Source organism: Bradyrhizobium sp. BR2003, assembly GCF_009720285.1.
Classification (GTDB): domain Bacteria; phylum Pseudomonadota; class Alphaproteobacteria; order Rhizobiales; family Xanthobacteraceae; genus Bradyrhizobium; species Bradyrhizobium elkanii.
This window is the reverse complement of record NZ_SMYJ01000045.1, coordinates 265,846-291,536: the sequence shown is the minus strand read 5'-3', so window position 1 is coordinate 291,536 and position 25,691 is coordinate 265,846. Positions and strand designations below refer to the sequence as shown.

The 25,691-nt window shown below is 65.2% G+C and carries 23 protein-coding genes; 10 read left to right on the top strand and 13 right to left on the bottom strand.

Annotated features, from left to right (window positions below; genetic code table 11):
• The first annotated feature begins 111 nt into the window (after positions 1–111).
• The 4 genes from E2I15_RS35710 (at position 112) to E2I15_RS35695 (ending at position 8,608) form a co-directional block, all read left to right on the top strand.
• Complete coding sequence (locus E2I15_RS35710; RefSeq protein WP_137482426.1) at positions 112–2,256, top strand: methyl-accepting chemotaxis protein; 2,145 nt, start codon at positions 112–114, stop codon at positions 2,254–2,256.
• Between the two features lie 246 nt (positions 2,257–2,502).
• Entirely contained in the window at positions 2,503–3,567 is a 1,065-nt protein-coding gene (locus E2I15_RS35705) for an MBL fold metallo-hydrolase (protein WP_137482425.1), read from the top strand.
• A 185-nt stretch (positions 3,568–3,752) separates the two neighbouring features.
• Entirely contained in the window at positions 3,753–4,982 is a 1,230-nt protein-coding gene (hemA, locus tag E2I15_RS35700) for a 5-aminolevulinate synthase (RefSeq protein WP_137482424.1), read from the top strand.
• A gap of 116 nt (positions 4,983–5,098) precedes the next feature.
• Positions 5,099–8,608 (top strand): PAS domain-containing hybrid sensor histidine kinase/response regulator, encoded by a 3,510-nt coding sequence (locus E2I15_RS35695; protein ID WP_137482423.1) that lies wholly within the window; start codon positions 5,099–5,101, stop codon positions 8,606–8,608.
• A gap of 184 nt (positions 8,609–8,792) precedes the next feature.
• On the opposite strand, the gene E2I15_RS35690 is transcribed toward E2I15_RS35695, so the two are convergent.
• Both E2I15_RS35690 and E2I15_RS35685 read right to left on the bottom strand, forming a co-directional pair.
• Positions 8,793–9,971: a YncE family protein gene (locus tag E2I15_RS35690; RefSeq protein ID WP_246668307.1), complete on the bottom strand. Its 1,179-nt coding sequence runs from the start codon at positions 9,969–9,971 to the stop codon at positions 8,793–8,795.
• A gap of 191 nt (positions 9,972–10,162) precedes the next feature.
• Positions 10,163–10,837: a response regulator gene (locus E2I15_RS35685; protein ID WP_137482422.1), complete on the bottom strand. Its 675-nt coding sequence runs from the start codon at positions 10,835–10,837 to the stop codon at positions 10,163–10,165.
• A gap of 308 nt (positions 10,838–11,145) precedes the next feature.
• On the opposite strand from E2I15_RS35685, the gene E2I15_RS35680 reads away from it, so the two are divergent.
• On the top strand, positions 11,146–12,810 hold the full coding sequence (locus E2I15_RS35680) for an MFS transporter (protein WP_137482421.1): 1,665 nt from the start codon (positions 11,146–11,148) through the stop codon (positions 12,808–12,810).
• A gap of 98 nt (positions 12,811–12,908) precedes the next feature.
• Here E2I15_RS35680 and E2I15_RS35675 read toward each other — a convergent pair whose 3' ends face one another.
• The 3 genes from E2I15_RS35675 to E2I15_RS35665 all read right to left on the bottom strand — a co-directional run bounded on the left by E2I15_RS35675 (position 12,909) and on the right by E2I15_RS35665 (position 14,616).
• Positions 12,909–13,382 carry a secondary thiamine-phosphate synthase enzyme YjbQ gene (locus E2I15_RS35675; protein WP_137482420.1) on the bottom strand — a complete coding sequence of 158 codons (474 nt, stop codon included), beginning with the start codon at positions 13,380–13,382 and terminating at the stop codon, positions 12,909–12,911.
• A gap of 66 nt (positions 13,383–13,448) precedes the next feature.
• A complete protein-coding gene (locus E2I15_RS35670; protein ID WP_137482419.1) occupies positions 13,449–13,961 on the bottom strand; it encodes a hypothetical protein in 513 nt (170 codons plus the stop codon).
• A 31-nt stretch (positions 13,962–13,992) separates the two neighbouring features.
• The gene (locus E2I15_RS35665) at positions 13,993–14,616 is read right to left on the bottom strand and encodes a 2-hydroxychromene-2-carboxylate isomerase (protein WP_137482418.1); all 624 of its coding nucleotides are present in this window, start codon (positions 14,614–14,616) and stop codon (positions 13,993–13,995) included.
• Between the two features lie 274 nt (positions 14,617–14,890).
• Here E2I15_RS35665 and E2I15_RS35660 point away from each other — a divergent pair, with 274 nt between their 5' ends.
• From E2I15_RS35660 to E2I15_RS35640, 5 genes are all read left to right on the top strand, one after another.
• The gene (locus tag E2I15_RS35660; protein ID WP_026191926.1) at positions 14,891–15,262 is read left to right on the top strand and encodes an AtpZ/AtpI family protein; all 372 of its coding nucleotides are present in this window, start codon (positions 14,891–14,893) and stop codon (positions 15,260–15,262) included.
• 72 nt (positions 15,263–15,334) lie between these two features.
• A complete protein-coding gene (locus tag E2I15_RS35655) occupies positions 15,335–16,084 on the top strand; it encodes a F0F1 ATP synthase subunit A (protein ID WP_016847053.1) in 750 nt (249 codons plus the stop codon).
• A 55-nt stretch (positions 16,085–16,139) separates the two neighbouring features.
• A complete protein-coding gene (locus E2I15_RS35650; RefSeq protein WP_016847054.1) occupies positions 16,140–16,370 on the top strand; it encodes a F0F1 ATP synthase subunit C in 231 nt (76 codons plus the stop codon).
• Between the two features lie 125 nt (positions 16,371–16,495).
• Positions 16,496–17,062, top strand: a complete 567-nt coding sequence (locus E2I15_RS35645) for a F0F1 ATP synthase subunit B (RefSeq protein ID WP_137482417.1) — start codon at positions 16,496–16,498, stop codon at positions 17,060–17,062.
• Between the two features lie 3 nt (positions 17,063–17,065).
• The gene (locus E2I15_RS35640) at positions 17,066–17,551 is read left to right on the top strand and encodes a F0F1 ATP synthase subunit B family protein (RefSeq protein ID WP_137482416.1); all 486 of its coding nucleotides are present in this window, start codon (positions 17,066–17,068) and stop codon (positions 17,549–17,551) included.
• A gap of 156 nt (positions 17,552–17,707) precedes the next feature.
• On the opposite strand, the gene E2I15_RS35635 is transcribed toward E2I15_RS35640, so the two are convergent.
• The 8 genes from E2I15_RS35635 to E2I15_RS35600 form a co-directional block, all read right to left on the bottom strand.
• Positions 17,708–18,358, bottom strand: coding sequence for a hypothetical protein (locus E2I15_RS35635; protein WP_137482415.1), 651 nt, complete (start codon positions 18,356–18,358; stop codon positions 17,708–17,710).
• A gap of 114 nt (positions 18,359–18,472) precedes the next feature.
• Positions 18,473–19,060 carry a GNAT family N-acetyltransferase gene (locus tag E2I15_RS35630; RefSeq protein ID WP_026191927.1) on the bottom strand — a complete coding sequence of 196 codons (588 nt, stop codon included), beginning with the start codon at positions 19,058–19,060 and terminating at the stop codon, positions 18,473–18,475.
• A gap of 59 nt (positions 19,061–19,119) precedes the next feature.
• Positions 19,120–20,412, bottom strand: a complete 1,293-nt coding sequence (locus E2I15_RS35625) for a M16 family metallopeptidase (protein ID WP_137482414.1) — start codon at positions 20,410–20,412, stop codon at positions 19,120–19,122.
• Positions 20,412–21,827 carry a threonine synthase gene (gene thrC, locus E2I15_RS35620; protein WP_170991715.1) on the bottom strand — a complete coding sequence of 472 codons (1,416 nt, stop codon included), beginning with the start codon at positions 21,825–21,827 and terminating at the stop codon, positions 20,412–20,414. Before thrC ends, E2I15_RS35625 begins: the two co-directional genes overlap by 1 nt.
• A 599-nt stretch (positions 21,828–22,426) precedes the next feature.
• Complete coding sequence (locus E2I15_RS35615) at positions 22,427–23,515, bottom strand: Cj0069 family protein (RefSeq protein ID WP_137482412.1); 1,089 nt, start codon at positions 23,513–23,515, stop codon at positions 22,427–22,429.
• 130 nt (positions 23,516–23,645) lie between these two features.
• Positions 23,646–24,716 (bottom strand): nickel/cobalt efflux transporter, encoded by a 1,071-nt coding sequence (locus tag E2I15_RS35610; protein WP_137482411.1) that lies wholly within the window; start codon positions 24,714–24,716, stop codon positions 23,646–23,648.
• Between the two features lie 5 nt (positions 24,717–24,721).
• Positions 24,722–25,000: a metal/formaldehyde-sensitive transcriptional repressor gene (locus E2I15_RS35605; RefSeq protein WP_016847064.1), complete on the bottom strand. Its 279-nt coding sequence runs from the start codon at positions 24,998–25,000 to the stop codon at positions 24,722–24,724.
• 97 nt (positions 25,001–25,097) lie between these two features.
• A complete protein-coding gene (locus tag E2I15_RS35600) occupies positions 25,098–25,454 on the bottom strand; it encodes a hypothetical protein (protein WP_246729475.1) in 357 nt (118 codons plus the stop codon).
• Positions 25,455–25,691 lie beyond the last annotated feature (237 nt).

Here is a 25,691-nt window from a genome sequence, read left to right as displayed (position 1 = left end):
ATTTTCCCGATTTTGTTAACCGGCCGCACCGATACTCCCGCGCCGGGGAAACATCCAAGAGTAGTGGCCAGGATAGTGGCCAAGCGTAGTGGGCCAGGGGGCACAGGGGCAATGGCGTTTCGGTTCAAGCTCGGCAAACCAAATCTCAAGCGTATCCATCTGCCGCAGATGGGCGTCAGGGGCAGCCTGTTCGCAGCGTTCGCGGTGATCGCAGGCATGGCGCTGGTGATCAGCGCAGGCGCCGGCATCGTGCTGCATCAGCTCGGCGGCACCATGACCGATCTCTCCGGCCGCGACATTCCGCGGCTTGCCGCGAGCCTGCAGCTTGCCGCGCAAAGCGCTTCGCTCGCGGCGCAAGGCCCCGGCCTGCTCGCCGTGCAGAGCGAGGACGCGCTGAACGATCGCACCAAGAAGGTGCAGGAGGTCGCGCGGCTCACCAACGCCAAGCTTGGCGAGATCATCGAGCTCGGCGCCGACAAATCCGTGGTCAGCGCGCTGCAGGAGAACGTCAAGAACACCGACGAGGCGACCAAGAGCCTGATCTCGGCGGCGCGCGAGCGGCTCGAGGTCGGCGCGCTGCGCGACAAGCAGTACAACGCGTTGCGCAAGGCGCAGGCGGCGTTCGTCTCCGCCGCAAGTCCGGCGATGCTCGACGCGCAGACCCGGCTCAACGCCATCCTCGCCGCGGCCGAGGTGTCCGCGGACGACGCCACTGAAGCTGCCCGCACCGTCGGCCAGATCAGCAACGTGCTCGCCGCCGGCAATCTGATGGCCGCCGACATGACCGCGGCGCTGTCGGCCAATTCCAGCGAAACCCTCGATGCGATCGAGGACGAGTTCAAGGCCGGGCGCGAACGCGTCAAGTCCAACCTCGAGGATCTGCCGAACAATCCCGCGATCGTTGCGGTGCGCGACACCGCCTCGAGGCTGCTCGTGCTCGGCGAAGGCAAGACCGGCGTGTTCAAGATCCGCCAGAAGGAGCTCGACGCGATCGACTACGGCCAGACCATCCTGGAAGAGACGCGCAAGCTCAATGTCGGGCTCGGCATCAGCGTCCAGCAGCTGGTCGACGCCGTGCAGAAGGAGACCGACAGCTCGACCTTCCAGGCCCGACAGCAGATCTCGCTCGCCACCATGGTGATGATCGGCCTCGGCGCGCTGACGCTGGTCGGCTCGTTCCTGTTCGTCTGGCTCTATGTCGGACGCAACATCCTGCGCCGCATCCGCGGCCTGCAGCGCTCGATGCAGCTGTTGTCCGACGGCGACCTCGACACCGAGATCCCGCAGAGCCGCCAGCGCGACGAGATCGCCGTCATGGCCGACGCGCTGCAGGTGTTCCGCGAGAGCATGGTCGAGAGCCGCGAACTCACGGAAAACCAGAACAAGGACCGCACCGCCAAGGCGGAGCGCGCCTCGCGCATGGAAGCGCAGATCGTCACGTTCGAATCCAACGTCCGCAGCGCGCTCGGCAGCCTGCAGACCGCGGCGAACTCGATGCAGTCGACCGCGCAGAGCATGTCGGCGACCGCCGACCAGTCGAGCGCCCTGGTCAACGCCGTCGCGTCGGCCGCGGAGGAAACCTCGGTCAACGTGCAGACGGTGTCGGCCGGCACCGAGGAGCTGTCGTCCTCGATCCAGGAGATCGGCCGCCAGGTCGTCACCTCGGCGGAGATCGCCCGCAAGGCGGTGGAGGAAGCCAGCGCCACCGACAGCACGATGCAGGGGCTCGCCGACAATGCCGCACGCATCAGCGTCGTGGTCGACCTGATCCAGACCATCGCCTCGCAAACCAATCTGCTCGCGCTCAACGCCACCATCGAGGCGGCGCGCGCCGGCGAGGCCGGCCGCGGCTTTGCCGTGGTCGCCTCGGAGGTGAAGAACCTCGCGAGCCAGACCGCCAAGGCGACTGAGGAAATCCGCCAGCAGATCGTCAGCATGCAGGAGGTGACGACCACGGCGGTCTCCGCCATCCGCAACATCTCGAGCACGATCGGCGAGATCAACGACGTCACCACCGCGATCGCCGCCGCGGTCGAGCAGCAGGGCGCGGCGACCCGCGAGATCGCCCGCAACATCCAGCATGCGGCGGGCGGCACCAGCGAGGTGTCGAGCAACATCGTCGGCGTCTCCACCGCCTCGGCCGAAGCGGGCACCGCCGCCGGCGAGGTGCTGAGCGCCTCCGACGCGCTGCGCCGCGAGGCCGACGTGCTGCGCTCGGAGATCGACGGCTTCCTGTCGAACATCCGCGCGGCGTAACAAAGTCATGCGCGCCGTTCCGGGGGTATGCGAAGCATAGAACCCGGAACCTCGAGATTCTCGGGGCGCAATTGCGCCCCTGAGGGTTCGATGCTGTCCCATCGCCCCAGAATGGCGGGCGTGGACTGGCGCGCTCCGCTGGTTTGATCCGGGCTACGGAATTCCGGCGATTTCCCGTCCCATTCTCCGGACGACTATCTGATTTTTCGGCTGGCGCGGCGGCCCGTGTGCCGCTAAGCCGGTAGCATGCATACGAAGACCGACCCCGTGCACTCCTCGGCGGAGGCACTGCGATACCCCTGGGAGAATCATCCCGGCCACGACCAGGTCGTGGAGGTGGCTCCCGGCGTGCTGTGGGCGCGGCTGAAGCTGCCGTTCCGCCTCAACCATGTGAACATCTATCTGCTCGCCGACGGCGACGGTTGGACCATGGTGGATGCCGGCTTCGGCAATGAGGAATCGATCGCGGCCTGGACCACGCTGTTCGAGGGACCGCTGAAGCACGTCAAGGTCACCCGCCTGATCGTGACGCATTCGCACCCCGATCATGTCGGTCTCGCCGGCTGGATCACCGAGCGCTTCGGCTGCCCGCTGTACATGTCGCAGGTGGAATATCTGCAGTCGGTCTATCACCAGAACCGCGGCACCGAGGAGCGGCGCAACGCGCAGCGGCTGTTCTTCCGCCGCCACGGCATGGATGAGGACCTGACCGAGAAGCTGCTCGGCCGCGGCCAGGATTACCTGAAGCGCGTCTCGGTGCTGCCGCCGTCCTATCACCGCCTCACCCATGGCGGCGAGGTCGTGATCGGCACGCGGCGCTTCAAGGTGATCACCGGCGGCGGCCACGCGCTGGACCAGGTGATGCTGTATTGCGCGGCCGACAAGCTGTTCCTGTCCGCCGACCAGGTGCTGAGCAAGATCTCGCCCAATGTCAGCGTCTGGGCGGTCGAGCCCGAGCAGAACTCGCTCGGCGAATATCTGGCGTCGCTGGCGAGCCTGACCACCACCCTGCCCTACGACGTGATGGTGCTGCCCGGCCACGGCGTGCCGTTCTACGGGCTGAAGACCCGGATCAAGCAGCTCGCCGATCACCATGAGGAGCGCTGCCGCCTGATCGCCGAGGCCTGCCGCGAGGTGCCGCAGACCTCCAAGGAGCTGGTGCCCGTGGTGTTCCACAAGCACGTGCTGGACGAGCACCAGATGGGCTTTGCCGCCGGCGAGCTGGTCGCCCATGTCAACTACATGCTGGTCGAGGGCCGCCTGACGGCCGCGATGCATGCCGACGGCATGCTGCGCTTCAAGACGAGCTGAAGGCGGCCGGGCGGCAAGGCATCGCCCGGCGATTTGACCGAAATCAAGCCGAACGGTCCTCGGCTAGGGCAATTTGCCCAGCTGCAGCGCATGCCCAGATGTGGGTCAATGCATGGACATTAGAGCTGGAAAAGCTCTAAGAAGAAGCAGTCATTCCGGTCAGGTTCCGCTTTTTGGGTTTGCCGATGGATTACAGCCAGTTCTTTAATACCGCCCTCAACCGCCTGCACGACGAGCGGCGCTACCGGGTATTCGCCGACCTCGAGCGGATCGCGGGACGCTTCCCGCACGCGACCTGGCACTCGCCGAAGGGCAGCCGCAACGTCGTGATCTGGTGCTCCAACGACTATCTTGGCATGGGCCAGCACCCCAAAGTGGTCGGTGCCATGGTCGAGACCGCGACCCGGGTCGGCACCGGCGCCGGCGGCACCCGCAACATCGCGGGCACCCATCACCCGCTGGTGCAGCTCGAGGCGGAGCTCGCCGACCTCCACGGCAAGGAAGCCTCGCTGCTGTTCACCTCGGGCTATGTCTCGAACCAGACCGGCATCTCGACGCTCGCCAAGCTGATCCCGAACTGCCTGATCCTGTCCGACGCGCTGAACCACAATTCGATGATCGAGGGCGTGCGCCAGGCCGGCTGCGAGCGCCAGATCTTCCGCCACAACGACGTCGCGCATCTCGAGGAGCTTCTGATCGCCGCCGGTCCCGACCGGCCGAAGCTGATCGTCTGCGAGAGCCTTTATTCGATGGACGGCGACGTCGCGCCGCTCGGCAAGATCTGCGATCTCGCCGAGCAATATGGCGCCATGACCTATCTCGACGAGGTGCATGCGGTCGGCATGTACGGCCCGCGCGGCGGCGGCATCGCCGAGCGCGACGGCGTGATGCACCGGATCGATATCGTCGAGGGCACGCTGGCAAAAGCCTTCGGCTGCCTCGGCGGCTACATTGCGGGCCGCGCCGAGGTCATCGACGCGGTGCGCTCCTATGCGCCGGGCTTCATCTTCACCACCGCGCTGCCGCCGGCAATCTGCTCGGCCGCGACGGCTGCGATCCGGCACCTGAAGACCTCGAACTGGGAGCGCGAGCGCCATCAGGACCGTGCCGCCCGCACCAAGGCGATCCTGACGGCCGCCGGCTTGCCTGTCATGTCGAGTGACACCCACATCGTGCCGCTGTTCGTCGGCGATCCCGAGAAGTGCAAGCGGGCCTCCGACCTGCTGCTCGAGGACCACGGCATCTACATCCAGCCGATCAACTATCCGACGGTCGCCAAGGGCACCGAGCGGCTGCGCATCACGCCCTCGCCCTACCATGACGACGGCCTGATCGACGCGCTGGCCGAGGCGCTGCTCCAGGTCTGGGACCGGCTCGGCCTGCCGCTGCGCCAGAAGTCGCTGGCCGCCGAGTAACCCTATCCGCTTCCGACCCCGAATTTGGGCCGGCCGTGCATCGCGCGGCCGGCCCTTTGCGTTATAATCCCGACACCCGGCCCTCCCCCAGCGGCCGGGACAGGAGATGAGCAGCGATGCTGCACGACTGGGGCGTAATCGCCACGGCGTTCGCCTACATCGGATTGTTGTTCTTCATCGCCAGCCGCGGCGACCGCACGTCGCCGGGCGAGCGCGGCCGCGCCAGCCAGTGGATATATCCGCTGTCGCTGGCGATCTACTGCACCTCCTGGACCTTCTTCGGCTCGGTCGGCTTCGCCACCCGCACCAGCATCGACTTCCTGGCGATCTATGTCGGCCCGATCGTGATGGTCGGACTGTGCACGCCGCTGCTGCGCCGGGTGATCGCGCTCGCCAAGTCGCAGAACATCACCTCGATCGCCGACTTCATCGCCGCGCGCTACGGCAAGAGCCAGGCGGTGGCGGCGACCGTGGCGCTGATCGCGATCATCGGCTCGGTACCCTACATCGCGCTGCAGCTGAAGGCGGTGGCGGCGTCGCTGGAGACCATCCTGAGCGAGGACCAGGCGTTCTCGAAAATTCCCGTGATCGGCGACATCGCGCTGATGGTGACGCTGGCGATGGCGGTGTTCGCGGTGCTGTTCGGCACCCGTCACACCGACGCGACCGAGCACCAGCACGGCCTGATCCTGGCGATCGCGGCCGAGTCCATCGTCAAGCTGGTCGCCTTCATCGCCGCCGGCGCCTTCGTCACCTTCTGGATGTTCTCCCCGGTCGAGCTCTACGAGCGCGCCCTGAAGACGCCGGAGGCGGTGCGCGCGATCGAATATGTGCCGTCGATCGGCAATTTCCTGATCATGACGCTGCTGTCGTTCTGCGCGGTCATGCTGCTGCCGCGCCAGTTCCATGTCAGCGTGGTCGAGAATTCGACGCCCGCCGAAGTCACCCGGGCGCGCTGGCTGTTCCCGCTCTACCTCATCGCCATCAACCTGTTCGTGATTCCGATCGCGATCGCCGGCCTCGTCATCTTCCCGTTCGGCGCGGTCGATGCCGACATGTTCGTGCTGGCGCTGCCGATCGAGGGCAATTCGCAATTGCTCAGCCTCGCCGTGTTCGTCGGCGGGCTGTCGGCAGCGACCGCGATGGTGATCGTCGAATGCGTCGCGCTGTCGATCATGGTCTCCAACGACATCGTGCTGCCGCTGGTCTTGCCGCGCAGCGACGACATCAGTGCCGGCCAGAAGGACTTTGGCGATTTCCTGCTGAAGGCGCGCCGCTTCTCGATCTTCGCCATCATGGTGCTGGCGTATTTCTACTATCGCGCGCTCGGCAACACCCAGCTGGTCGCGATCGGCCTGTTGTCGTTTGCCGCGATCACCCAGCTGGCGCCGGCGTTCTTTGGCGGCCTGTTCTGGCGCAGGGCCACCGCACGCGGCGCCATGGCGGGCATGCTGGTCGGCTTCGCGACGTGGCTCTATACGCTGTTCATCCCGAGCTTCCTGGAAACCTCGACCGCCGGCCTGATGCTGCTGCAGCACGGGCCGTTCGGGATCGAGGCGCTGCGGCCGCAGGCGCTGTTCGGCGCCGACCTGCCGCCGCTGCTGCACGGCGTGCTGTGGAGCCTTGCACTCAACATCCTCACCTATGTGCTGTTCTCGCTGGCGCGCGCGCCGTCCTCGATCGAGCTGTTGCAGGCCGACGTGTTCGTGCCCAACGCGCTGGCCCCGATCGCGCCCAGCTTCCGGCGCTGGCGCACCACGGTGACGGTGGAGGACATCCAGAGCACGGTGACGCAATATCTCGGCCCCGACCGGACCCGCGAGGCCTTCGCCTCCTTCGCGGTCGACCGCAACATCGTGCTGCTGGCGTCGGCTCCGGCCGATTTCGAGCTGCTGCAGCATGCCGAGCGGTTGATCGCCTCCTCGATCGGGGCCGCGTCCTCGCGCCTCGTGATGTCGCTGCTGCTGCAACGGCGGACGGTGTCGGCCAAGGCCGCGCTGAAACTGCTCGACGATTCCCACGCCGCCCTGCACTTCAACCGCGAGATCCTGCAGACCGCGCTCAATCACGTGCGCCAGGGCATCGCGGTGTTCGACGCCGACCTGCAGCTGATCTGTTCCAACCGCCAGTTCTCCGAATTGCTGGGGCTGCCGCAGCATCTGGTGCAGCTCGGCATCCCGCTGTCCGAGATCCTCGAATTCATGGGCGCGATCAGTCCGCCTGCGTCCGGCGACGCCGACGGCCTGCTGCAGGCCCGCCTGCGCGCCTACACCACCGAGGGCGAGCCCTATCTGGAACGCTTCACGGACCGCCATCTGGTGATCGAGGTGCGTGCCAACCGGATGCCGGGCGGCGGGCTCGTCATCACCTTCTCCGACGTCACGCCGAGCTTCGAGGCGGCGGAGGCGCTGGAGCGCGCCAATGCGACGCTGGAGAAGCGGGTGCGCGACCGCACCGAGGAGCTGACGCGGCTGAACTCGGAGCTCGCGCTCGCCAAGGGCATCGCGGAAGACGCCAACGCCTCCAAGACGCGCTTCCTGGCGGCCGCCAGCCACGACATCCTGCAGCCGCTCAACGCGGCGCGCCTCTATGTCACGAGCCTGGTCGAGCGCCAGAACGGCGGCGAGGATTCCCGCCTGGTCGAGAACATCGACGACTCGCTCGAGGCAATCGAGGACATCCTGGGCGCGCTGCTCGATATTTCGAGGCTCGACGCCGGCGCCATGACGCCGGCGATCACGAGCTTCCGGATGGCCGACCTGATGCGCTCGCTGGAGATCGAGTTCATGCCGATCGCCCGCGACAAGGGCCTCGACCTGCGCTTCGTGGCCTGCTCGCTGCCGGTCGAATCCGACCGCTCGCTGCTGCGCCGGCTGCTGCAGAACTTCATCTCCAACGCGATCAAATATACCCCGCGCGGCCGCGTCCTGATCGGCTGCCGCCGCCGCGGCGCCACGCTCCAGATCAGCATCTTCGACACCGGCGTCGGCATCCCCGTGCAGAAGCGCGGCGAGATATTCAAGGAATTCCATCGGCTCGAGCAGGGCGCCCGGATCGCCCGCGGCCTCGGCCTCGGCCTGTCGATCGTCGAACGGCTGGCGCGGGTGCTCAACCACCGCATCGCGATCTCGGCCAATGTCAGCGGCGGCTCGGCGTTCTCGGTCACCGTCCCGGTCGCGACCGCCGTCAACCATACCGCGGCGGTCACCACGGCGACGCCGCTATCGAAGACGCCGATGAGCGGCTCGCTGATCGTCTGCATCGAGAACGATCCCGCCATTCTCGACGGCATGAAGACGCTGCTGACGGCGTGGGACGCCGAGGTGATCGCGGTGCTCGATGCCGACGGCGCGATCAGCGCGATCGAGGCCGCCGGCGGCCGCGTCACCGGCGTGCTGGTCGACTACCATCTCGACCGCGGCAACGGCGTCGCCGCGATCCGCGAGATCCGCCGCCGCTTCGGCGACGGCATTCCGGCGATCCTGATCACCGCCGACCGCAGCCCCGCGGTGCGCGCCGCCGCGCGCGAGGAGAACATCGCGGTGCTGAACAAGCCGGTGAAACCCGCCTCGCTGCGCGCCCTGCTCGGACAGTGGCGCACCCAGCAGATGGTGGCGGCGGAGTAGCGCGCGCCGGCGCAATCCGGGCGCGCATCTCGCTTCGGATCATGATGCGATTGGACCGAATCGCATCATGAAGGCGCCGCAAAGACATGGCGCTCCCTTCCGCAAGCGCGACAGGCGAAGCGCGCCTGCGGAGTGGCCTCAACCCAAAATCACATGCTCCAGCGCAAGATCGCCAAGCGTCGGTTTAGTTCGGTCCCATTCCGGCCGACGCCGGGTGCCCTGGCACCTGAAAGCGCTTGCCTGTGTCGGTGACGTTAGTTCCGTCGACCTTGAGGATCGAGAAATCCTGGCTGAGGTAGTTCCCGACCAGGATGTATTTTCCGTCAGGCGTGAAGACCGCGGCCTCAGGCAGTCCGCCGACTTCGATATCTCCGGTCTTGGTCACGTTCTTGCCGTCGATCTTCAGGACCGAGACGCTGCCGTTCTTCTCATGGAAGAACGCATTCTTCATGTTCGAGCCGCGCAGGATCACCGAGACTGCGAGATTCCCCTTCGGACTGACGCCAAGTCCTTCCGGTCCATCGCCGACCACCACGCGATCGATGATGCGCGGCGGCTTCGCTTCGAGATCGATGACGCTGGCCGTGTCGACGCTGCCGTCCGACGCGCCTGAGTTGCCATTGTCCGACGTCAACGCGATCTTGCTGTTCGGGGTCACAGCGACGTTGTAAGGCCATTGGCCGGCTGGCAGGTCTATCTTGGCGTAGGTGACCTTGTCGCCGGCGATATCGAGCACCGATATCTTGTGCCCCGGAAAACGCGCGACCAGCGCGTGCTTGCCGTCCGGCGCGAACGCGACATGTGCGACACTGTCAGGCATCGGTATCCTGTCGGTGATCTTGACGTCAGTGCCGTTGACCGAAAGTACGCTGATCGAATTGTCCGCGCGGTTGGCAACCAACGCCATCTTGCCATCGGGACTGAAGCTCAAGCCTGATGGCTGCTTTCCACCAGCAATGGTCGCTGCCAGCTTGGGCGGGGTCGCCTTGAGATCAATCACATAGATCTTGTTGTCCGGCACCTGCTTCAGCGCGTCGCCTTCCTTCACCACGTCGACCGAATCCGCGACCAGCGCCACGGTTCCGGTCGGATCGATGGCGACGTTGACCGGGGGGCCGACGACCGAGTTCTTCAATGGGAGAGAAGCCGCAATCTTCGGGTTCTCGGGATCGGCGAGATCGACGATCAGCACTTGATCCTTGCCGGGCGCTGACAGCACCGGCTTGCCGTCGTCGTCCCACAACAGCTTCTCGTCCAGGCCGACGATCATCAGGGGCTTGGCCTGAGCGCAATTGAAAGAGCTGGTACCGAGAAGGATTGCCGCAGCCAGAGATAGTCCGGCGACGCGAGTCACTGAAGTCATGGCGTTCTCCCCAAAAGCACGCGGCCTCTCACGGGCCGATGCCGGACAGGATACTCGGTTTTCGACCGATGCGCAGTTTGAATGGGATCTGGATGGCTTCGCGGAAGCGGCCATCGGGCGTGCTTTCGCGCCACCCGTCGCTCGCAATGCCGTGCCCTGAGCCCGGCAATCACGCCCGGAGTTGCTCGGGACTACGTCGGCGGCGTGCCTTGGCGCCACTGGCCACCGGCGATCTTGGCGGCGGCGATCACGGCCTGGGTGCGGCTTTCGACGCCAAGCTTCTGCAGGATCGCCGAGACATGGGCCTTGATGGTCGCTTCGGAGACGCCGAGCTCATAGGCGATCTGCTTGTTGAGCAGCCCCTCGGACAGCATCATCAGCACCCGCACCTGCTGCGGGGTCAGCGTGACCAGCCGGTCGCGCAGCCGCGTCATGTCGGGATCGCCGGCCGCCGACAGATCGGTGTCCGGCGGAATCCAGACGTCGCCTTCCATCACCTTCATGATGGCATCGCGCAGCGTCTCGACGCCGAAGCGCTTGGGGATGAAACCGGAGGCGCCGAAATCGAGCGAGCGGCGGATGGTTCCGGCATCGTCACTGGCGGAGACGATGACGACGGGGATCGCAGGGTATTGCGCCCGCAGATAGATCAGGCCCGAGAAGCCGCTGATCCCGGGCATGCTCAGGTCGAGCAGGATCAGGTCGACCTCGGAGTCCCGTTCCAGCAACGCGGTCAGATCCTCGAACGATCCGGCCTCGCTGATCGTGGCCGAACTCACGACGCTCGATACCGCCTGGCGCAATGCATCGCGGAACAGCGGATGATCGTCGGCGATGACAAGATGAGTATTGGCAGCAGTAGTCATCTCAGTCCCACAAGCGGGCTTCGAAAGCCCGCGCCGTTCGGTTGTCGCCCGCGCGGCAGTATCACGCAAGGGCTCGATAATACCAGATGCCAACGCAGTTAATCCGCCGAGCTTGTGCGCTGCAATAGACGCATGCGAGGGCGCTTTTGGCTCTCTCCCTGAAGATAAGTTCAACCCTGCAAAAGCCAAAAGTCTTATTGGGGCGGGTTTCACTGCGATGTTACCTTGAATTAAGCTTGAGGCTCATTCGAGCCTGACCCGGCAGGCGGGACGAGCATGGCAGCAATAATTCGGGGGGAGCAATCCAGATGTCCACAATGACGGCAACTTCGGCGCGGCCCGCCGGCATGACGAAGGATGAGCGGTTCGTCATCCTCGCGTCGTCGCTCGGCACCGTGTTCGAGTGGTACGACTTCTATCTCTACGGTTCGCTGGCCGGCATCATCGGCGCGCAGTTCTTCTCCGACTATCCGCCGGCGACCCGCGACATCTTCGCGTTGCTGGCCTTCGCCGCGGGCTTCCTGGTGCGCCCGTTCGGCGCGATCGTGTTCGGCCGGGTCGGCGACATCGTCGGCCGCAAATACACCTTCCTCGTCACCATCCTGATCATGGGTCTGTCGACCTTCATCGTCGGCCTGTTGCCCAACGCCAAGACCATCGGCATCGCCGCGCCGATCATCCTGATCTCGCTGCGCCTGCTGCAGGGCCTCGCGCTCGGCGGCGAATATGGCGGTGCCGCGACCTACGTCGCCGAGCATTCGCCACCCGGCAAGCGCGGTTACTACACCTCGTTCATCCAGACCACGGCAACGCTCGGCCTGTTCCTGTCGCTGCTGGTGATCCTGTTCACGCGAACCCTCACCGGCGAAAAGGACTTCGCCGACTGGGGCTGGCGGATTCCGTTCCTGGTGTCGGTGCTGCTGCTCGGCATCTCGGTCTGGATCCGGCTGCGGCTGAACGAATCGCCGGTGTTCCAGCGGATGAAGGAGGAGGGCAAGACCTCCAAGGCGCCGCTGACCGAGGCCTTCGCGACCTGGAGCAACGCCAAGATCGTGATCCTCGCGCTGCTCGGCCTGACCATGGGCCAGGCAGTGATCTGGTACACGGGCCAGTTCTACGCGCTGTTCTTCCTGCAATCGATCCTGAAGGTCGACGGCTACACCGCCAACCTCTTGATCGCCTGGTCGCTGTTGCTCGGCACCGGCTTCTTCCTGGTGTTCGGCGCGCTGTCGGACAAGATCGGCCGCAAGCCGATCATCCTGGCGGGCTGCCTGATCGGCGCACTCACGCTGTTCCCGATCTTCAAGATGATCACGACCAACGCCAATCCGGCGCTGGAGAAGGCCTATGAGACGGTCAAGGTGCAGGTGGTTGCGGATCCCGCCGGCTGCGGCGATCTGTTCAACCCGGTCGGTACCCGCGTCTTCAGCGCGCCCTGCGACACCGCTCGCGCCTTCCTCGCCCAATCGTCGGTGAAATATTCGACGGTGCCGGGCCCGGCCGGCTCGCCGGTGAAGATCCTGATCAACGACAAGGAAGTGCCGTATACGGACGCCAAGACGTCGAACCCCGCAATTCTCGCGGCGGTGCAGGCGGCGGGCTATCCGAAGCCGGGTGACGCCGGCATCGTGAAGATGTCGCACCCGTTCGACGTCTTCCGTCCGCAGGTGGCCTCGGTCATCGGCCTGCTGTTCATCCTGGTGCTCTACGTCACCATGGTCTACGGCCCGATTGCCGCCATGCTGGTCGAACTGTTCCCGACCCGCATCCGCTACACCTCGATGTCGCTGCCCTATCACATCGGCAACGGCTGGTTCGGCGGCCTGCTCCCGGCGACCGCGTTCGCGATCACCGCCTCGACCGGCGATATCTACTCCGGTCTCTGGTATCCGGTCATCTTCGCCGCAATCACCGTCGTGGTCGGCGCGCTGTTCATTCCGGAAACCAAGGACGTCGACATCACCAAGACCTGACCGGTCGACATCCCAATCAAAATGCATCGGCCGCGGAGCGATCCGCGGCCGATGTCGTTTTAGGAGCCGAAGCCGGATGACATGCCAGGTCGAGCGCGTCAGCGCGTCGCCCCGATGAATTGCAGCACGATCTCGCGCCGGTGCGCCCGGGCGCGATGCTCGATCAGATAGATGCCCTGCCAGGTGCCGAGCGCCATCTCGCCGTCGAGCACGGGGACCTGCAGCGAGGTCGACGTCAGCATGGTCTTGATGTGCGCCGGCATGTCATCGGGACCTTCGGCGTCGTGATGCCAGCCGCCGTCTTCGGGCGCCGCGCGATCGAGCGCCGTCATCAGGTCGAGCAGCACGGTCGGATCGGCATTCTCCTGGATCGTCAGCGAGGCCGAGGTGTGACGGATGAACAGCGTGACCGCGCCCTCGCCGGCGCGCACCTCGCGCAGGAATTTCGCAACCTCGCGCGTGATGTCGGTGAAGCCGGCGCCCGACGTTTCGACGGTCAGGCGTGACGACACGATGCCGGTTGCCGCGATGGAAGACCGCGACGAGCGCGATATTTGCTTCGATGAACTCATCTATCCTCTAGATCGTCGTCCCGGCCTTCGCCGGGACGACACTGGAGAGACAGCGCCGACATAACCTCAAATCTTGCCGCCATTGATGTCGCGCTGCACGCGGTTGGCCATCTCGATCAGCCGCCGCCAGGCCCGCTCCACGAACGACATCATGCGATCCATGTCGCGGTCGCTCGGCAGCGGGATCTCGATCTTGCGCTCGCCCTCGGCGCTCTTCGGCTCTGGCTTCTTCAACGAATCCGATTTCGGCAACGCCTCGTCGGTCTTGGCCGACGGTGCGCGCGCGGCGAGCTCGCCCTTGAGCTTGTCATTGTCGGCTTGCAGACGCCCGATCTCGGCATCTAGCGCCGCCCGCTCGTCCGGCACCATGTAACAGGCCCAGCCGGCGCTGGAATTGGTGCAGGTCGACACCGCGCCGGTGCGCGTGTCGAGCCGCAGGAAACCGTCGCCGGCCGGAGACAATGCGTAGCGGCCATTCTCGGTGTCCGGTGCGGTTTGCGCGATCGCCGCGCCGCCGCTTGCGATCAGGATGGCAGCAATTGCGATGGACGATTTCGACGGCGACATCGCGATGGGCATGGCTTGCTCCGCCTCGACCTGATTCCTGCCCCTACACAACAGAGCTATAGGGCTTGCGGCCTGACTTCAACGCGTCTTCAAGCAATTCGATCCGGTCCTGGCCCCAGAACACCTCGCCATCGAGCACATATCCGGGCGAGCCGAACACGTCGGCGTCCAGTGCATTCTGGCGATTCTGCTCATAGGCCGCGCTGATCGCTTCAGTGCCGGAGCGCTCGACCAGCTGCCGGCCGGGCAAACCTGCATCGTCGGCTAGCTTCACCAGCGTCGCGGGATCGGCAAGGTTGAGCTCAAGCTCCCAGACCGCGGGATAGGCCCGTTGCAGGAAGGGCTCGGGGTCGAGGCCGGCCTCGAGCATCGCGATCACCACGCCATCGGCAAGGCGCCCGTTGAACGGCCAGTTGGCCGGCTGCAGATGAAAATTCAGCCCACGCTTGTCGCGCCAGCGCTGCAACTCGATCATCCGATAGCGCTGCCGCACCGGATGGCGCTTGGCGAGCGGCAGTCCGCCGGTCTCCGAGAACAGATCGACCAGCAGCACAGGCCGGTAATTTACCTTGAGATCGTAAGTGCTTACGAGTCGAACGAAAGGCTTGTGGCCGATATAGGCCCAGGGCGATTGCAGCGAGAAGTAGTAGTCGATCTGGCGCGGCATGCGGAACCTGACTGCGTGAGAGGACGGGACTCTCGGCGATCCCAGCAGAGCGGGAAAAGCCACGCAATATCGCTCAATGCCACGCAAGCTGTTGCACTGCGATCACTGCGTCACTCTGACCTTGAATATCTTCCAATAAAACCAGCAGAATCAAAGCAATAACCGGTTACGACGCAATCTTGACTTGATTAGACGCGGTAAGTATGGTCCGCGCGGCTTTTGACGGGGACGGGCGCAATTTCCATCATCCGCGGCATCGGTTAGTGTTTGCAGCATGGCTGAGAACACCAACGACGGCGCAAATGGAAGTCGCGATCAATCGCCTCCTGACGAAGCTGCGCTTTCCGCAAGGCTCGGAAGTCTCGATCATCGGTTGTCAGAAATTCGCGACAGCCGCAGGAGCAAGACTGATCAATCCGGAAATGAAAGCGGGGACAGTGCGGCCAGAGCTTCGGCGATGGCGCTCGGTTTTCGTCTTTCCTCGGAGCTGATCGCGGGCGTTGCCGTCGGAGCGGCGATTGGCTGGGGGGTCGACCGTTTGCTGTCGACGTCGCCATTCGGCTTCATCGTGTTAACGCTGCTCGGCTTCGTCGCCGGGGTAGTCAACGTGGTGAGGTCCGCGGGCGTGGCCTCGGGCAAGCGCTGAGCGCTGGCGGGAAGTCACGACATTTGAAATTCGATTACCGGCACGATAGCCGGTGGACCAAGAGCCGCGCGGATGAAAATCGACCCGATCCACCAGTTCAATATCGAGCCCCTCTTCACGCTCGGCCACATCGGCAATCACACGATCGCCTTCACCAATTCGTCGCTCTTCATGCTCATCGCGGTGCTGCTGATTGCGCTGCTGATGCTGGCGAGCGGCCGGGAACTGGTTCCGGGACGGCTGCAGTCGGTCGCCGAAATCTCCTACGAGTTCGTCGCCACCACGATTCGCAGCACGGCCGGCGCGGAAGGCATGAAGTTCTTCCCGCTGATCTTCTCGCTCTTCATGTTCCTCTGCGTCTCGAACCTGGTCGGCGTCATCCCCTACACCTTCACGATCGCGAGCCACCTGATCGTCACCGCGGCGCTCGCGCTTCTGGTGTTCTTCACCGTCCTGATCTACGGCGTCTACAAGAACGGCCTGAAATTCTTCAGCATCTTCGTCCCCCACGGCGTTCCGATCTACATCCTGCCGCTGGTCATGTTCATCGAGATCCTGTCGTTCTTCCTGCGGCCGGTCTCGCACAGCGTTCGTCTGTTCGCCAACATGCTGGCCGGCCACATCGCGCTGAAGGTGTTCGCGGGCTTCGTCGCGATGCTCGGCTTCTCGCTGGGCGCGCTCGGCTGGGTCGGCGGCGTGCTGCCGCTGGCGCTCACGATTGCACTGTACGCCCTCGAACTGCTGGTCGCGTTCCTGCAGGCCTACGTGTTCGCGATCCTGACCTGCATCTACCTCAACGACGCCATTCATCCGGGACACTAAGCGGTCCGGGGAATCTCCACCCACCAATCTGTCTATCTTTCTCAAGGAGCTACATATGGAACCGGCAGCAGCAAAACTTATCGGCGCGGGCATCGCGTGCATCGGCATGGGCGGCGCGGGCGTCGGCGTGGGCATCATCTTCGGCAACTACCTCGCCGCTGCGGTGCGTAACCCGTCGGCCGCTCAGGGCCAGTTCGGCAACCTGATCTTCGGCTTCGCCGTGACCGAAGCGCTCGGCATCTTCTCGCTGCTGATCGCGCTGCTCCTGCTGTTCGTTCCGCTCTGAGCGGCACCCCGGTTCCGCTCTGCGGCAACCCGGTTCCGCACTAGCGGTAACCCCTTCGCGCCGCCCAAAGGTCGTCCCAAAGACCATCCCGAGGGCGGCGCGCATGACAGCAACAGGAGAACACCATGGCTGAGAGTCATGGCGAGGCAAAAGGCCAGAAAGCCGGCGCCCACACCGAGACCGATGGTGGACATCACGGCGGAGCCTTTCCGCCGTTCGATTCGTCCAATTTCGCCTCGCAGCTGGTGTCGCTGGCGATTGCATTTGTCGCGCTCTACCTGATCGTGTCGCGTTTCGCCCTGCCGCGCGTCGGCGGGACGATCGACGCACGGCAGAACAAGATCGAGGGCGATCTGGCCGAAGCGCAGAAGCTGAAGGACAAGTCCGACGCGGCGCTGAAGGCCTACGAGACCGAGCTTGCGAATGCGCGCGCCAACGCGCAGGCGATCGGCAACGAGACCCGCGAGAAGCTGAACGCGGCCTCGGAAGCCGAGCGCAAGGCGCTGGAAGAGAAGCTGGCGGCAAAGCTCGCCGACGCCGAGAAGCAGATCGCAACGACCCGGACCAACGCCATGAGCAACGTCCGCGGCATCGCGGCGGATGCGGCCGGCGCCATCGTCCAGCAACTCGCCGGCGTCACGCCGGACGCCAATGCGGTCAACAGCGCCGTCGACGCGTCGCTGAAGGGATAGACGATGTTTTACGAACCGGAAACCTGGGTTGCGATCGCCTTCGTCATTCTGCTGGTCGTGTTCGGCTATCTCGGTGTCCATCGCACCCTGCTGACAGCGCTGGACCACCGTGCCGAGCGCATCAAGGCCGAGCTGGAAGACGCCCGCCGTCTGAAGGACGAGGCCGCCAAGCTGCTCGGCGAGTACAAGGCACGCCGCGCCAGCGCGGAGCGCGAGGCCGAGGAGATCGTCTCGAGCGCCAGGGCCGAAGCCGAGCGGATCGCGGCCGAGGCCAAGACCAAGATGGAAGATTTTGTCGCCCGGCGGACCAAGACCGCCGAGAGCAAGATCGCCCAGGCCGAGGCCCAGGCCGTGGCCGATGTCCGCGCCGCCGCGGCCAACGCCGCCGTGACCGCCGCCTCGACCATCCTGTCGCAGTCGGTCAAGGGCTCGGTTGCCGACGACCTCGTCGGCAAGGGCATCGCCGAAGTCCGCTCCAAGCTGAACTGACGCGATCTCAACTCCTTCGACAAAAGGCCGGCGCGAGGCTCATCGCGCCGGCCTTTTTCTTTGCCCGTATCTGTCCGCATGATGCGGGGTGCTTTTGTTCTGACGCGTTTTCTTCACGCGAACCGGTACCCACTTCGCTCGAAAACGCTCTGGCGCCTACTTCTTCTTGTGCGGCGCGCGGGGCTTGGGCTCCGGCTTCAGGGCCTGCGGATCGAAGCCGATATAGAAGATGTAATTGTCGTTGTCGGCCGGCGACGGCGCCGGATACACGACATCCTCGGCGACCAGGCTGAACGGCACGTTGCCGCTCTCGTCCATCTGCACCGTGGTGGTGTAGGCCTTGGTCATGATCGTCTTCTCGCCGACGCCGCCCTGCACCACGGCGACGCGAAGCGGCACCTGGATGCTCGGTGGCGCGCCCTGGGGACCGACAATGATCCGCCCCTGAATACCGATCTTGGCCGTGATCTGGCCGCTATTCAGATTGCATTGCCGCGCCGTGCGCGTGATCGAGGCCAGGAACTTGACGTCGTTGCCGACCGCTTCCTTGCCGTTCGCGGCCACCGAATAGGTCGAGGCCCCGGAGCGGATCTGCACCGGTGGGCAGGTCAGCTCGGCGTCGGCATCGTTGAGCTGCTGCGGCGCCGCGGGCGCGGCAGGCTTGTCCTGGTCGGACGAACCGCCGCCGAACAAGCTCTTGAAGCGGTCGCTCAGCGACTGCGCGGAAGCTGCCGACGGCAGCAGGGTGGCACCGAGACCGATCGATACCGCCGCCGCGAGCGCGAACCTGATCACCCTGTCACCCATCAATATCCTCAGATCTCCAAGCCCGGTTCCCCGTTTCGCGGGCGTTATAGCAAGGCAATGGCGGCGAACCCAAGGCATGGAATCGACATCGCCATCAGCCAATAGGCTTATGATTCAACCGCGGAAATCCTCGTGCAGCAGGCCGAACAGCAGGTGGTCCTGCCAGATCCCGTTGATGCAGAGATAGCGCCGCGCCAAGCCCTCGCGAGTAAAGCCGCACTTCTCCAGCACGCGGATCGACGAGGCATTGGAGGGAATACAGGCCGCCTCGATGCGGTGCAGATTGAGCTCGCCGAACAGCGAGGGCAGCAAGACCCGCAGCGCCGTCGTCATGTAGCCGCGATGGGCGTGCGGCAGCCCGACCCAATAGCCGATGGTGCCGGCCTGCACGATGCCGCGCCGCACATTGGCGAGCGTGATGCCGCCGATCATCACCCCGTCCGATTCGCGGAAGATGATGAACGGATAGGAGCGGTCGGCGGCGATATCCTCGGTGTAGCGGCGCAGCCTGCGGCGGAAGCCGGCGCGGGTCAGGTCGTCGGAGGGCCAGATCGGCTCCCATGGCGTGAGATAGGCGCGGCTGAATTCGCGCAATTGCGCCCATTGCGGGAAATCCGACATCTGCGGGGCGCGCAGCAAGAGCCCGTGACCGCGCGGCATCAGTGCGGCGGGTCCATTGGACGGCAAACGAAACAGGGCCATGGCCCAACACTCCCCCGCCCATTCGGGCGTGACACCCTGCCCCGAGCCTCGCGGCCCCCTTAATGCAGCAGCGTCTTTGCCTTCGACTTCGTCAATCCTTCCGCAAAAGCCACCGCCGTGTCCAGACCCCTGCCGCTGCCGAGCGCGACAACGGCGGGCCGGCTGCGCGCCAGCAGGGCACGGGCGGCGTTGCGGCTCGATTCGACGCTGACTGCGTCGATCCGCGCCACCAGTTCTTCCACCGTCTGCGGCCGGCCATAGGCTAGCACATGGCGTGCCAATTGTTCGGCCCGGGATGAACAGCTTTCCAGCGCCATCAACAGGCCGGCCTTCATCTGCGCCTTGGCGCGGGCGACCTCGGCCTCGGTCAGGGTTTCGACCGCGTCATTGATGACGTCGACGATCACTTCCATCATTTCCGGCGCGTCGGCCGGATCGGTCCCGGTGTAGAGGCCGAAGAAGCCGGTGTCGGTGTAGGGCGCGTGGAAGGTGTAGATCGAGTAGCACAGCCCGCGCTTCTCGCGCACCTCCTGGAACAGCCGCGACGACATCCCGCCGCCGAGCGTGTTGGTGAAGACCTGCAGCGAGAACAGCGACGGGTCGGTCTGCGGCACGCCTTCGAGCGCCAGCGTCAGATGCGCCTGCTCGAGGTCGCGATGCACCACCCGCGAGCCGCCGCCCTTGCCGAACATCGCGGCCTGCGGCTTCGGCGCCGGCGTGGCGTCGAAGCTTGCGAATTTCTGCACGACGTCCTCGACGATGCGCGCGTGATCGACCGCGCCGGCGGCCGCGACCACCATGTCGGGGGCGCGGTAATGCGTCGAGAGATAGCCGCGCAGCATGTCGCGATCGAAGGCCTTCAGCGTCTTGGCGGTGCCGAGCAGCGAGCGGCCCATCGGCTGCTCCGGATAGCAGAGCTCGTTGAGATGTTCGAACACGACGTCGTCGGGCGTATCCTGCGCCGCGCCGATCTCCTGCACGATGACGCTCTTCTCGCGCTCCAGCTCGTCCGGCACGAAGGAGGGGTTGGCGAGGATGTCGGACAGCACGTCGAGCGCCAGCGGCACGTCCGCCTTCATCACCCGCGCATAATAGGCCGTGGTCTCGGTCGAGGTCCCGGCATTGAGGTCGCCGCCGACCGCCTCGATCTCCTCCACGATCTCGCGCGAGGAGCGCCGCGCCGTGCCCTTGAACGCCATGTGTTCGAGCAGATGCGAGATGCCGTGCTCGTTCGGCTTCTCGTCGCGCCCGCCGACGCCGGCCCAGACCCCGAGCGCCGCGGTTTCCAGATGCGGCATGGTGTCGGTGACGATCGTCAGGCCGCTCGGCAGCTTGGTGATTTCAACGCCCATCAGGCAACTCCCTGCTTGGCAGCACGGCTGACCGACAGCACGAAGCGCTCGACCTCGGCAGAATCATTCTTCATGACCGTGATGTGTTCGGATTTGCTCATCAGGCCTCCGAGCCAGACCGGCAACTGCGGACGCACCCCGCAGGCGGCTTCCACCGCGTCGGGGAATTTGGCCGCGTGCGCGGTCGACAGCACGATGTTTGGAATCCTGGAATCCGAGGTGTCGCGGTCGGCGACCGCGAGCGCCACCGCGGTGTGGGGATCGACGAGATCGCCGGCCTCGCGCCACGCGGCGCGGATCGCCGCCGCCGTCTCGGTCTCGTCGGCGCGGCCGGCGTCGAAATCACGGCGCACGGCGGCCAGCGTCGCATCCGGCAGCACGAAGCGGCCGGACTGCTTCAGCGAGGCCATCAGGCGGCGGACCTGATCGGCGTCGCGGCCGCTCGCCTCGAACAACAGCCGCTCGAAGTTCGACGACACCTGGATGTCCATCGACGGCGACGTCGTGGCGTGCACCTCGCGCACCTCGTAGATGCCGGTCTTCAACGTGCGCGCCAGGATGTCGTTGACGTTGGCGGCAATGCGCAAGTTCCGGATCGGCAGCCCCATCCGCTTGGCGACGTAGCCCGCGAAGATGTCGCCGAAATTGCCGGTCGGCACCGTGAAATCGACGGTACGCTGCGGCGAGCCGAGCGCGACCGCCGAAGTGAAGTAATAGACCACTTGGGCGACGATGCGCGCCCAGTTGATCGAGTTGACGCCCGACAGCGCCACCGTGTCGCGGAAGCGATGGTTGTTGAACATCGCCTTCACCAGCGCCTGGCAATCGTCGAACGTGCCTTCGACCGCCAGCGCGTGGACGTTGGCGGCGCCGGTCGTCGTCATCATGCGGCGCTGCACCTCGGAGATGCGCCCGTTCGGGAACAGCACCACGAGGTCGACATTGTCGAGATTGGCAAAAGCCTCGACCGCGGCGCCGCCGGTATCGCCCGAGGTCGCGACGACGATGGTGGTGCGCTGCGCGCGCTTGGCCAGCACGTGATCCATCAGCCGCGAGATCAGCTGCATCGCGACGTCCTTGAACGCCAGGGTCGGCCCGTGGAACAGCTCGAGCAGGAACTGGTTCGGCCCGGCCTGATCGAGCGGCACCACCGCGGGATGGCGGAACGTGGCATAGGCCTCGTTCGCCATGCGGCCGAGCTCGGCATCGGAAATCTCGCCGGCGACAAACGGCCGGATGATCTCGACCGCGACCTCCCAATAGGGACGACCGAAGAAGGTGGCGATGGTCTCGGGCGACAGCTGCGGCCAGGTCTCGGGCACGTAGAGCCCGCCGTCACGGGCAAGCCCGGTCAGCATCACATCGCAGAAGCCAAGCACCGGGGCCTCGCCCCTGGTCGAAATATACCGCGTCAAACCGCCCTCCAAAGGCTTCGATCCGAGGCTTAAGCCTTTGATATCATGGAATTATCGAGTTCGCCTCGCGCGACCCGAACGGTTCACCATAGAAGATCGGACTGGCAATGGGTAGCCCGAAGCGCGCGCTTCGGCGTCGCGGGGAGTGGTGAGTGGCGCTGCTGAGGGAGATTGGCGGGCACGCCGCAAACACAACTGTCGTCCCTGCTTTTCGCAGGGACGACAGCGAATATGTGGCGTCGGCTGTGAGACGAACATTCGCATTCTCGCGACATGTTTTGTCCGAGCTTTGCTCTTCGTTCCGCCCTCTTGGGCAGAGGGCGCAGGGAAAGCCGGGCGCCGATCGCACCCATGGGCCCCGAGCAATGGAGATGAGCTCGGGGGTAGGACCACAGGTGTAACCGGAAACAACCCGGCTTTCCCTGCACGATGGGTTACGGCTGATACGTGCTCTCCCCGGCGAGACTGGGCTTTGTTGTCACCGTCTTCGCATCGCGCAGTCAGCGAGCCGCGCGTGAGGCAAGCATCGGCGGCAGGCTCCTCCCCTCCTATCCGCCGAAGCCTCCTGGCGGATTCGTGAGGGAGCCTGGAGGTCGTGCTCACCTCACGTTCTCCATGTTCCGACGAATACGATCCCTGACCGCCCGCGCGATCGCCGCTGGCGCCTCGTCGGGGATCGCAAAGCACGAGCTCGCGTTGATCTCGCAGAGCACATAGGTGTCGGCGCCATCAGCGTCGCGTGGACCGTAGAGGAAATCCGCATCCCAGATCACCGGCAGCGACCCTTCATCGATCGTCAGCGCCGCCATCATTTGCGGGATCCATTCGTCCTCCATCAACCTTCGCAGTGCCTGGAATTGCGGCGCATCGGGGCCGTACATGATGCGCGGTCCGGGCTGAGCTTCCGGAGAATCCGGGCCTTGCGGGGGCGGCGGGATCAAGGCTTTGATCAATTGGTGCCCGAAGCCCGCGACCTTCGCTGCGCTGACATAGCAACGGATCATGCCCTCGGGCAGGCGCGGCTGGAATACCTGATCGATGATGCAGCCGCCCCAGCCGAAATACGGCTCGCAGCGCGCCATGAAGTCCTCCAGCGGCATCTGCTCCGGCCGGCTGCCGCGCAGCGCATGCAGCACGCGAATCGTCGTGCCGGTGTTCGGCACCGTTTCCACCTTCCAGACGCCCTGCCCGCCATTGCCGCGGTTCTGCTTGAGCACGCGCGGACCGCCTGCACGCAAGCGCGAGGGGAATTCGGCGCGGAACGCATCGACCGTGGCGTATCGATGGGTGTCGGCGCCCCAGCCCAGGTGACGCGTCCGGTACAGCACGTCCTTGACGCCCATCTTGAGGATGACGTCGGGATGTGCGCTGACCCACGGTCCCTTCGCCGCGACCTCGCGCAGCAGCGGATCGAGGGCCGCGCGCGTCTTGCCCTGATGGATTGGATCGACCCAGACCAGAACACCGTCCATCGTCAGCAATTGGACGCGGAGCGTATCGGCGAATGTCTCGTCATAGACGACGGGAACGGCCTCGATGCCGGTGGCGGCGAGCGCTTCGAAGACGTGGACGAAACGGCTGTTTTGCGCGGTCGCCTCCCGGCGCGACGCGGCGTCGCCACGCGACAGGATAGCGATTTTGCAGCGACGATTTTCGGAACGAAGAAGTGTGTGTGGTTCGGTGTCCATGTGAAAGCTCCACGACGGTGAATGTCGCGCAGAGCTTGGACCGAGGTCTCACGGGGAGTCTGCCTTGTCCCCTCGAGGCAAATCTAGACCACCGCGCGCAGGTTTCAAGATGGAAGTGGGGCCAAGCGGATCACGCCGTGATCCCGTGCAACCCGAGCCAGCCCGTGTAGAGGCCGACGAACACGATCAGCGCGGCCGACACGTAGGGAGCACGATGGGCAAAGCGGCTGAAGCCGGCCCAATGGCGCTCGACATGACGCAGGCTCAGCGCGGCCGCAACACCGGCGGAGACCATGGTGATCGCAAGCCCGATGCCGAAGCAAAGCACCAGCACGAAGCCGAGGTTGAACTGCTTGAGCTGGAGACAGAGCAGCAGCACGGTGATCGCCGCCGGACACGGAATCAGCCCGCCGGTCAGGCCGAACAGGATGATCTGCCACGTCATGACGGTGCGTCCGGCAAAGCGCTTGCGGATGTCGGCGGCGTGCGCGCGCGCATGCGCGTCGTCCTCGTCGCCGAGATCCATATGCGCATGGTCGTGCTCCTCGAACAGGACTTCCGCCATGTCCGCGCGCACCGAGGCGCGCGCCTTGAACGCATGCGGCTCCGGAATTTCGTCGATGCTTTCCAGATAGCCGTCGTAGCCGGCGAAACGAAAGCGTTGCTCGCTGCCGTCGGGACGGATCGTCACGACGGCAACGTCGCCCGGCGCCGGCAGCGGTCCGGCCTCGCTTCGCAATCGCCAGCGCGGCGGCACGCCGTCCTCGAAGACCTCGAGCGACAGCGATTGTCCGGCCAGGACCAGCCGGCGCGCTTCGTCGTGATGATGGTGATGATCGTGATCGTGTTCGGCAGTCTGCTCGCGCCAGGTGCGCCAGGCCATCCAGGCCGCGATCGCGATGATGATCACCGCCGACACCAGTTGCAGCCAGGCTTCGCTGCGTTCTCCGGACCATTGCTGGCCGAAGTGAAGCCCGGCTAGCGCGACCAGCCAGACGATGGCGGTGTGCGAGATCGTCGCCGACAAGCCGAGCAGCACCGCCTGCACCACGGTGCCGCGGATCGCGATGATGAAGGCCGCCATCATCGTCTTGGAGTGGCCGGGCTCGAGCCCGTGCAACGCACCGAGCAGGATCGCGCTGGGTACGAACAGCCATGCATGCGCGCTGCCCTGCTGGAGCAGCTGAGACAGGTCGGTCATGGCACTCACTTCAAATAGGTACGAACGACGTCGATCAGGTCCGCGGCGCCCTGCGCCTTCTCGGGATCCTTTTCCCGGGCAGGATCCACGACGTGGTGGCGGATGTGATCCTCGAGCAATTCCGCGGTGAGCCCGTTGATGGCGCCGCGAACCGAGGCCACCAGCATCAGCACGTCGGCACAACCAATCTCGGACTCCAGCGCGCGCTCGACGGCCTCCAGCTGGCCCTTGATGCGGCGAACCCGGCCGACGAGCTTGGACTTGTGCTTGATGGTATGCGACATGATTGTAGTATAGGGGGGTACCCTATTTTGGTCAACCGCGCCCTCGTCCAGCCGGGCGCGCATCCAGAGATGGCGGGCGGGATGTCAGCGGCGGGTGTCAGCCCATGCTTCCAGGCATGAAGCAACGCGCCTTCGGATGACCGTCTATGTAGTAGGGCCACACGATGGGTCGGCCGGACAGGTTTGGCCCGGGCACGACGGCTTCGCTCGGAACGTCAACCCACTCGCCATCGATGCGCACCCGATAGTGGCCGTTCCTGGTTTCCCAGTCGACGTCGTCGATGTGCTGCGCATCCGTGCCATCGCAGCAGGGACCCTTGCTGCTATGCAAGCCCTCGTACCAACCGTTCAAATCGGGGTGCTGATGATCGTGGGCGAGAGCGCCGCCGGTTGTCGTGATGAGCAGCATAGCGACAAGAGCAACAGGCGTCGCATGCCAATAATGACTGTCCATCAATCGGCATTGCTCCAATGAATACAGGCGGGAGCGCGACACGTTCGGTGTCGGCATCTACCTGAGCTGGTCCCTGCCACCGCGCAACTCGGCAGCGAATTGTATGTTCCTATTCGCAACTCGTCGGAGATGGAGAGGCGCCCGATCGGCTCGAGCCGGCTTCGGCTGGCGATTGAACGGGGCAGTGCGCCGCTCCCGCAGCGGATGTTCGTTCCATGCTGCGCGATGAAGTTTTCG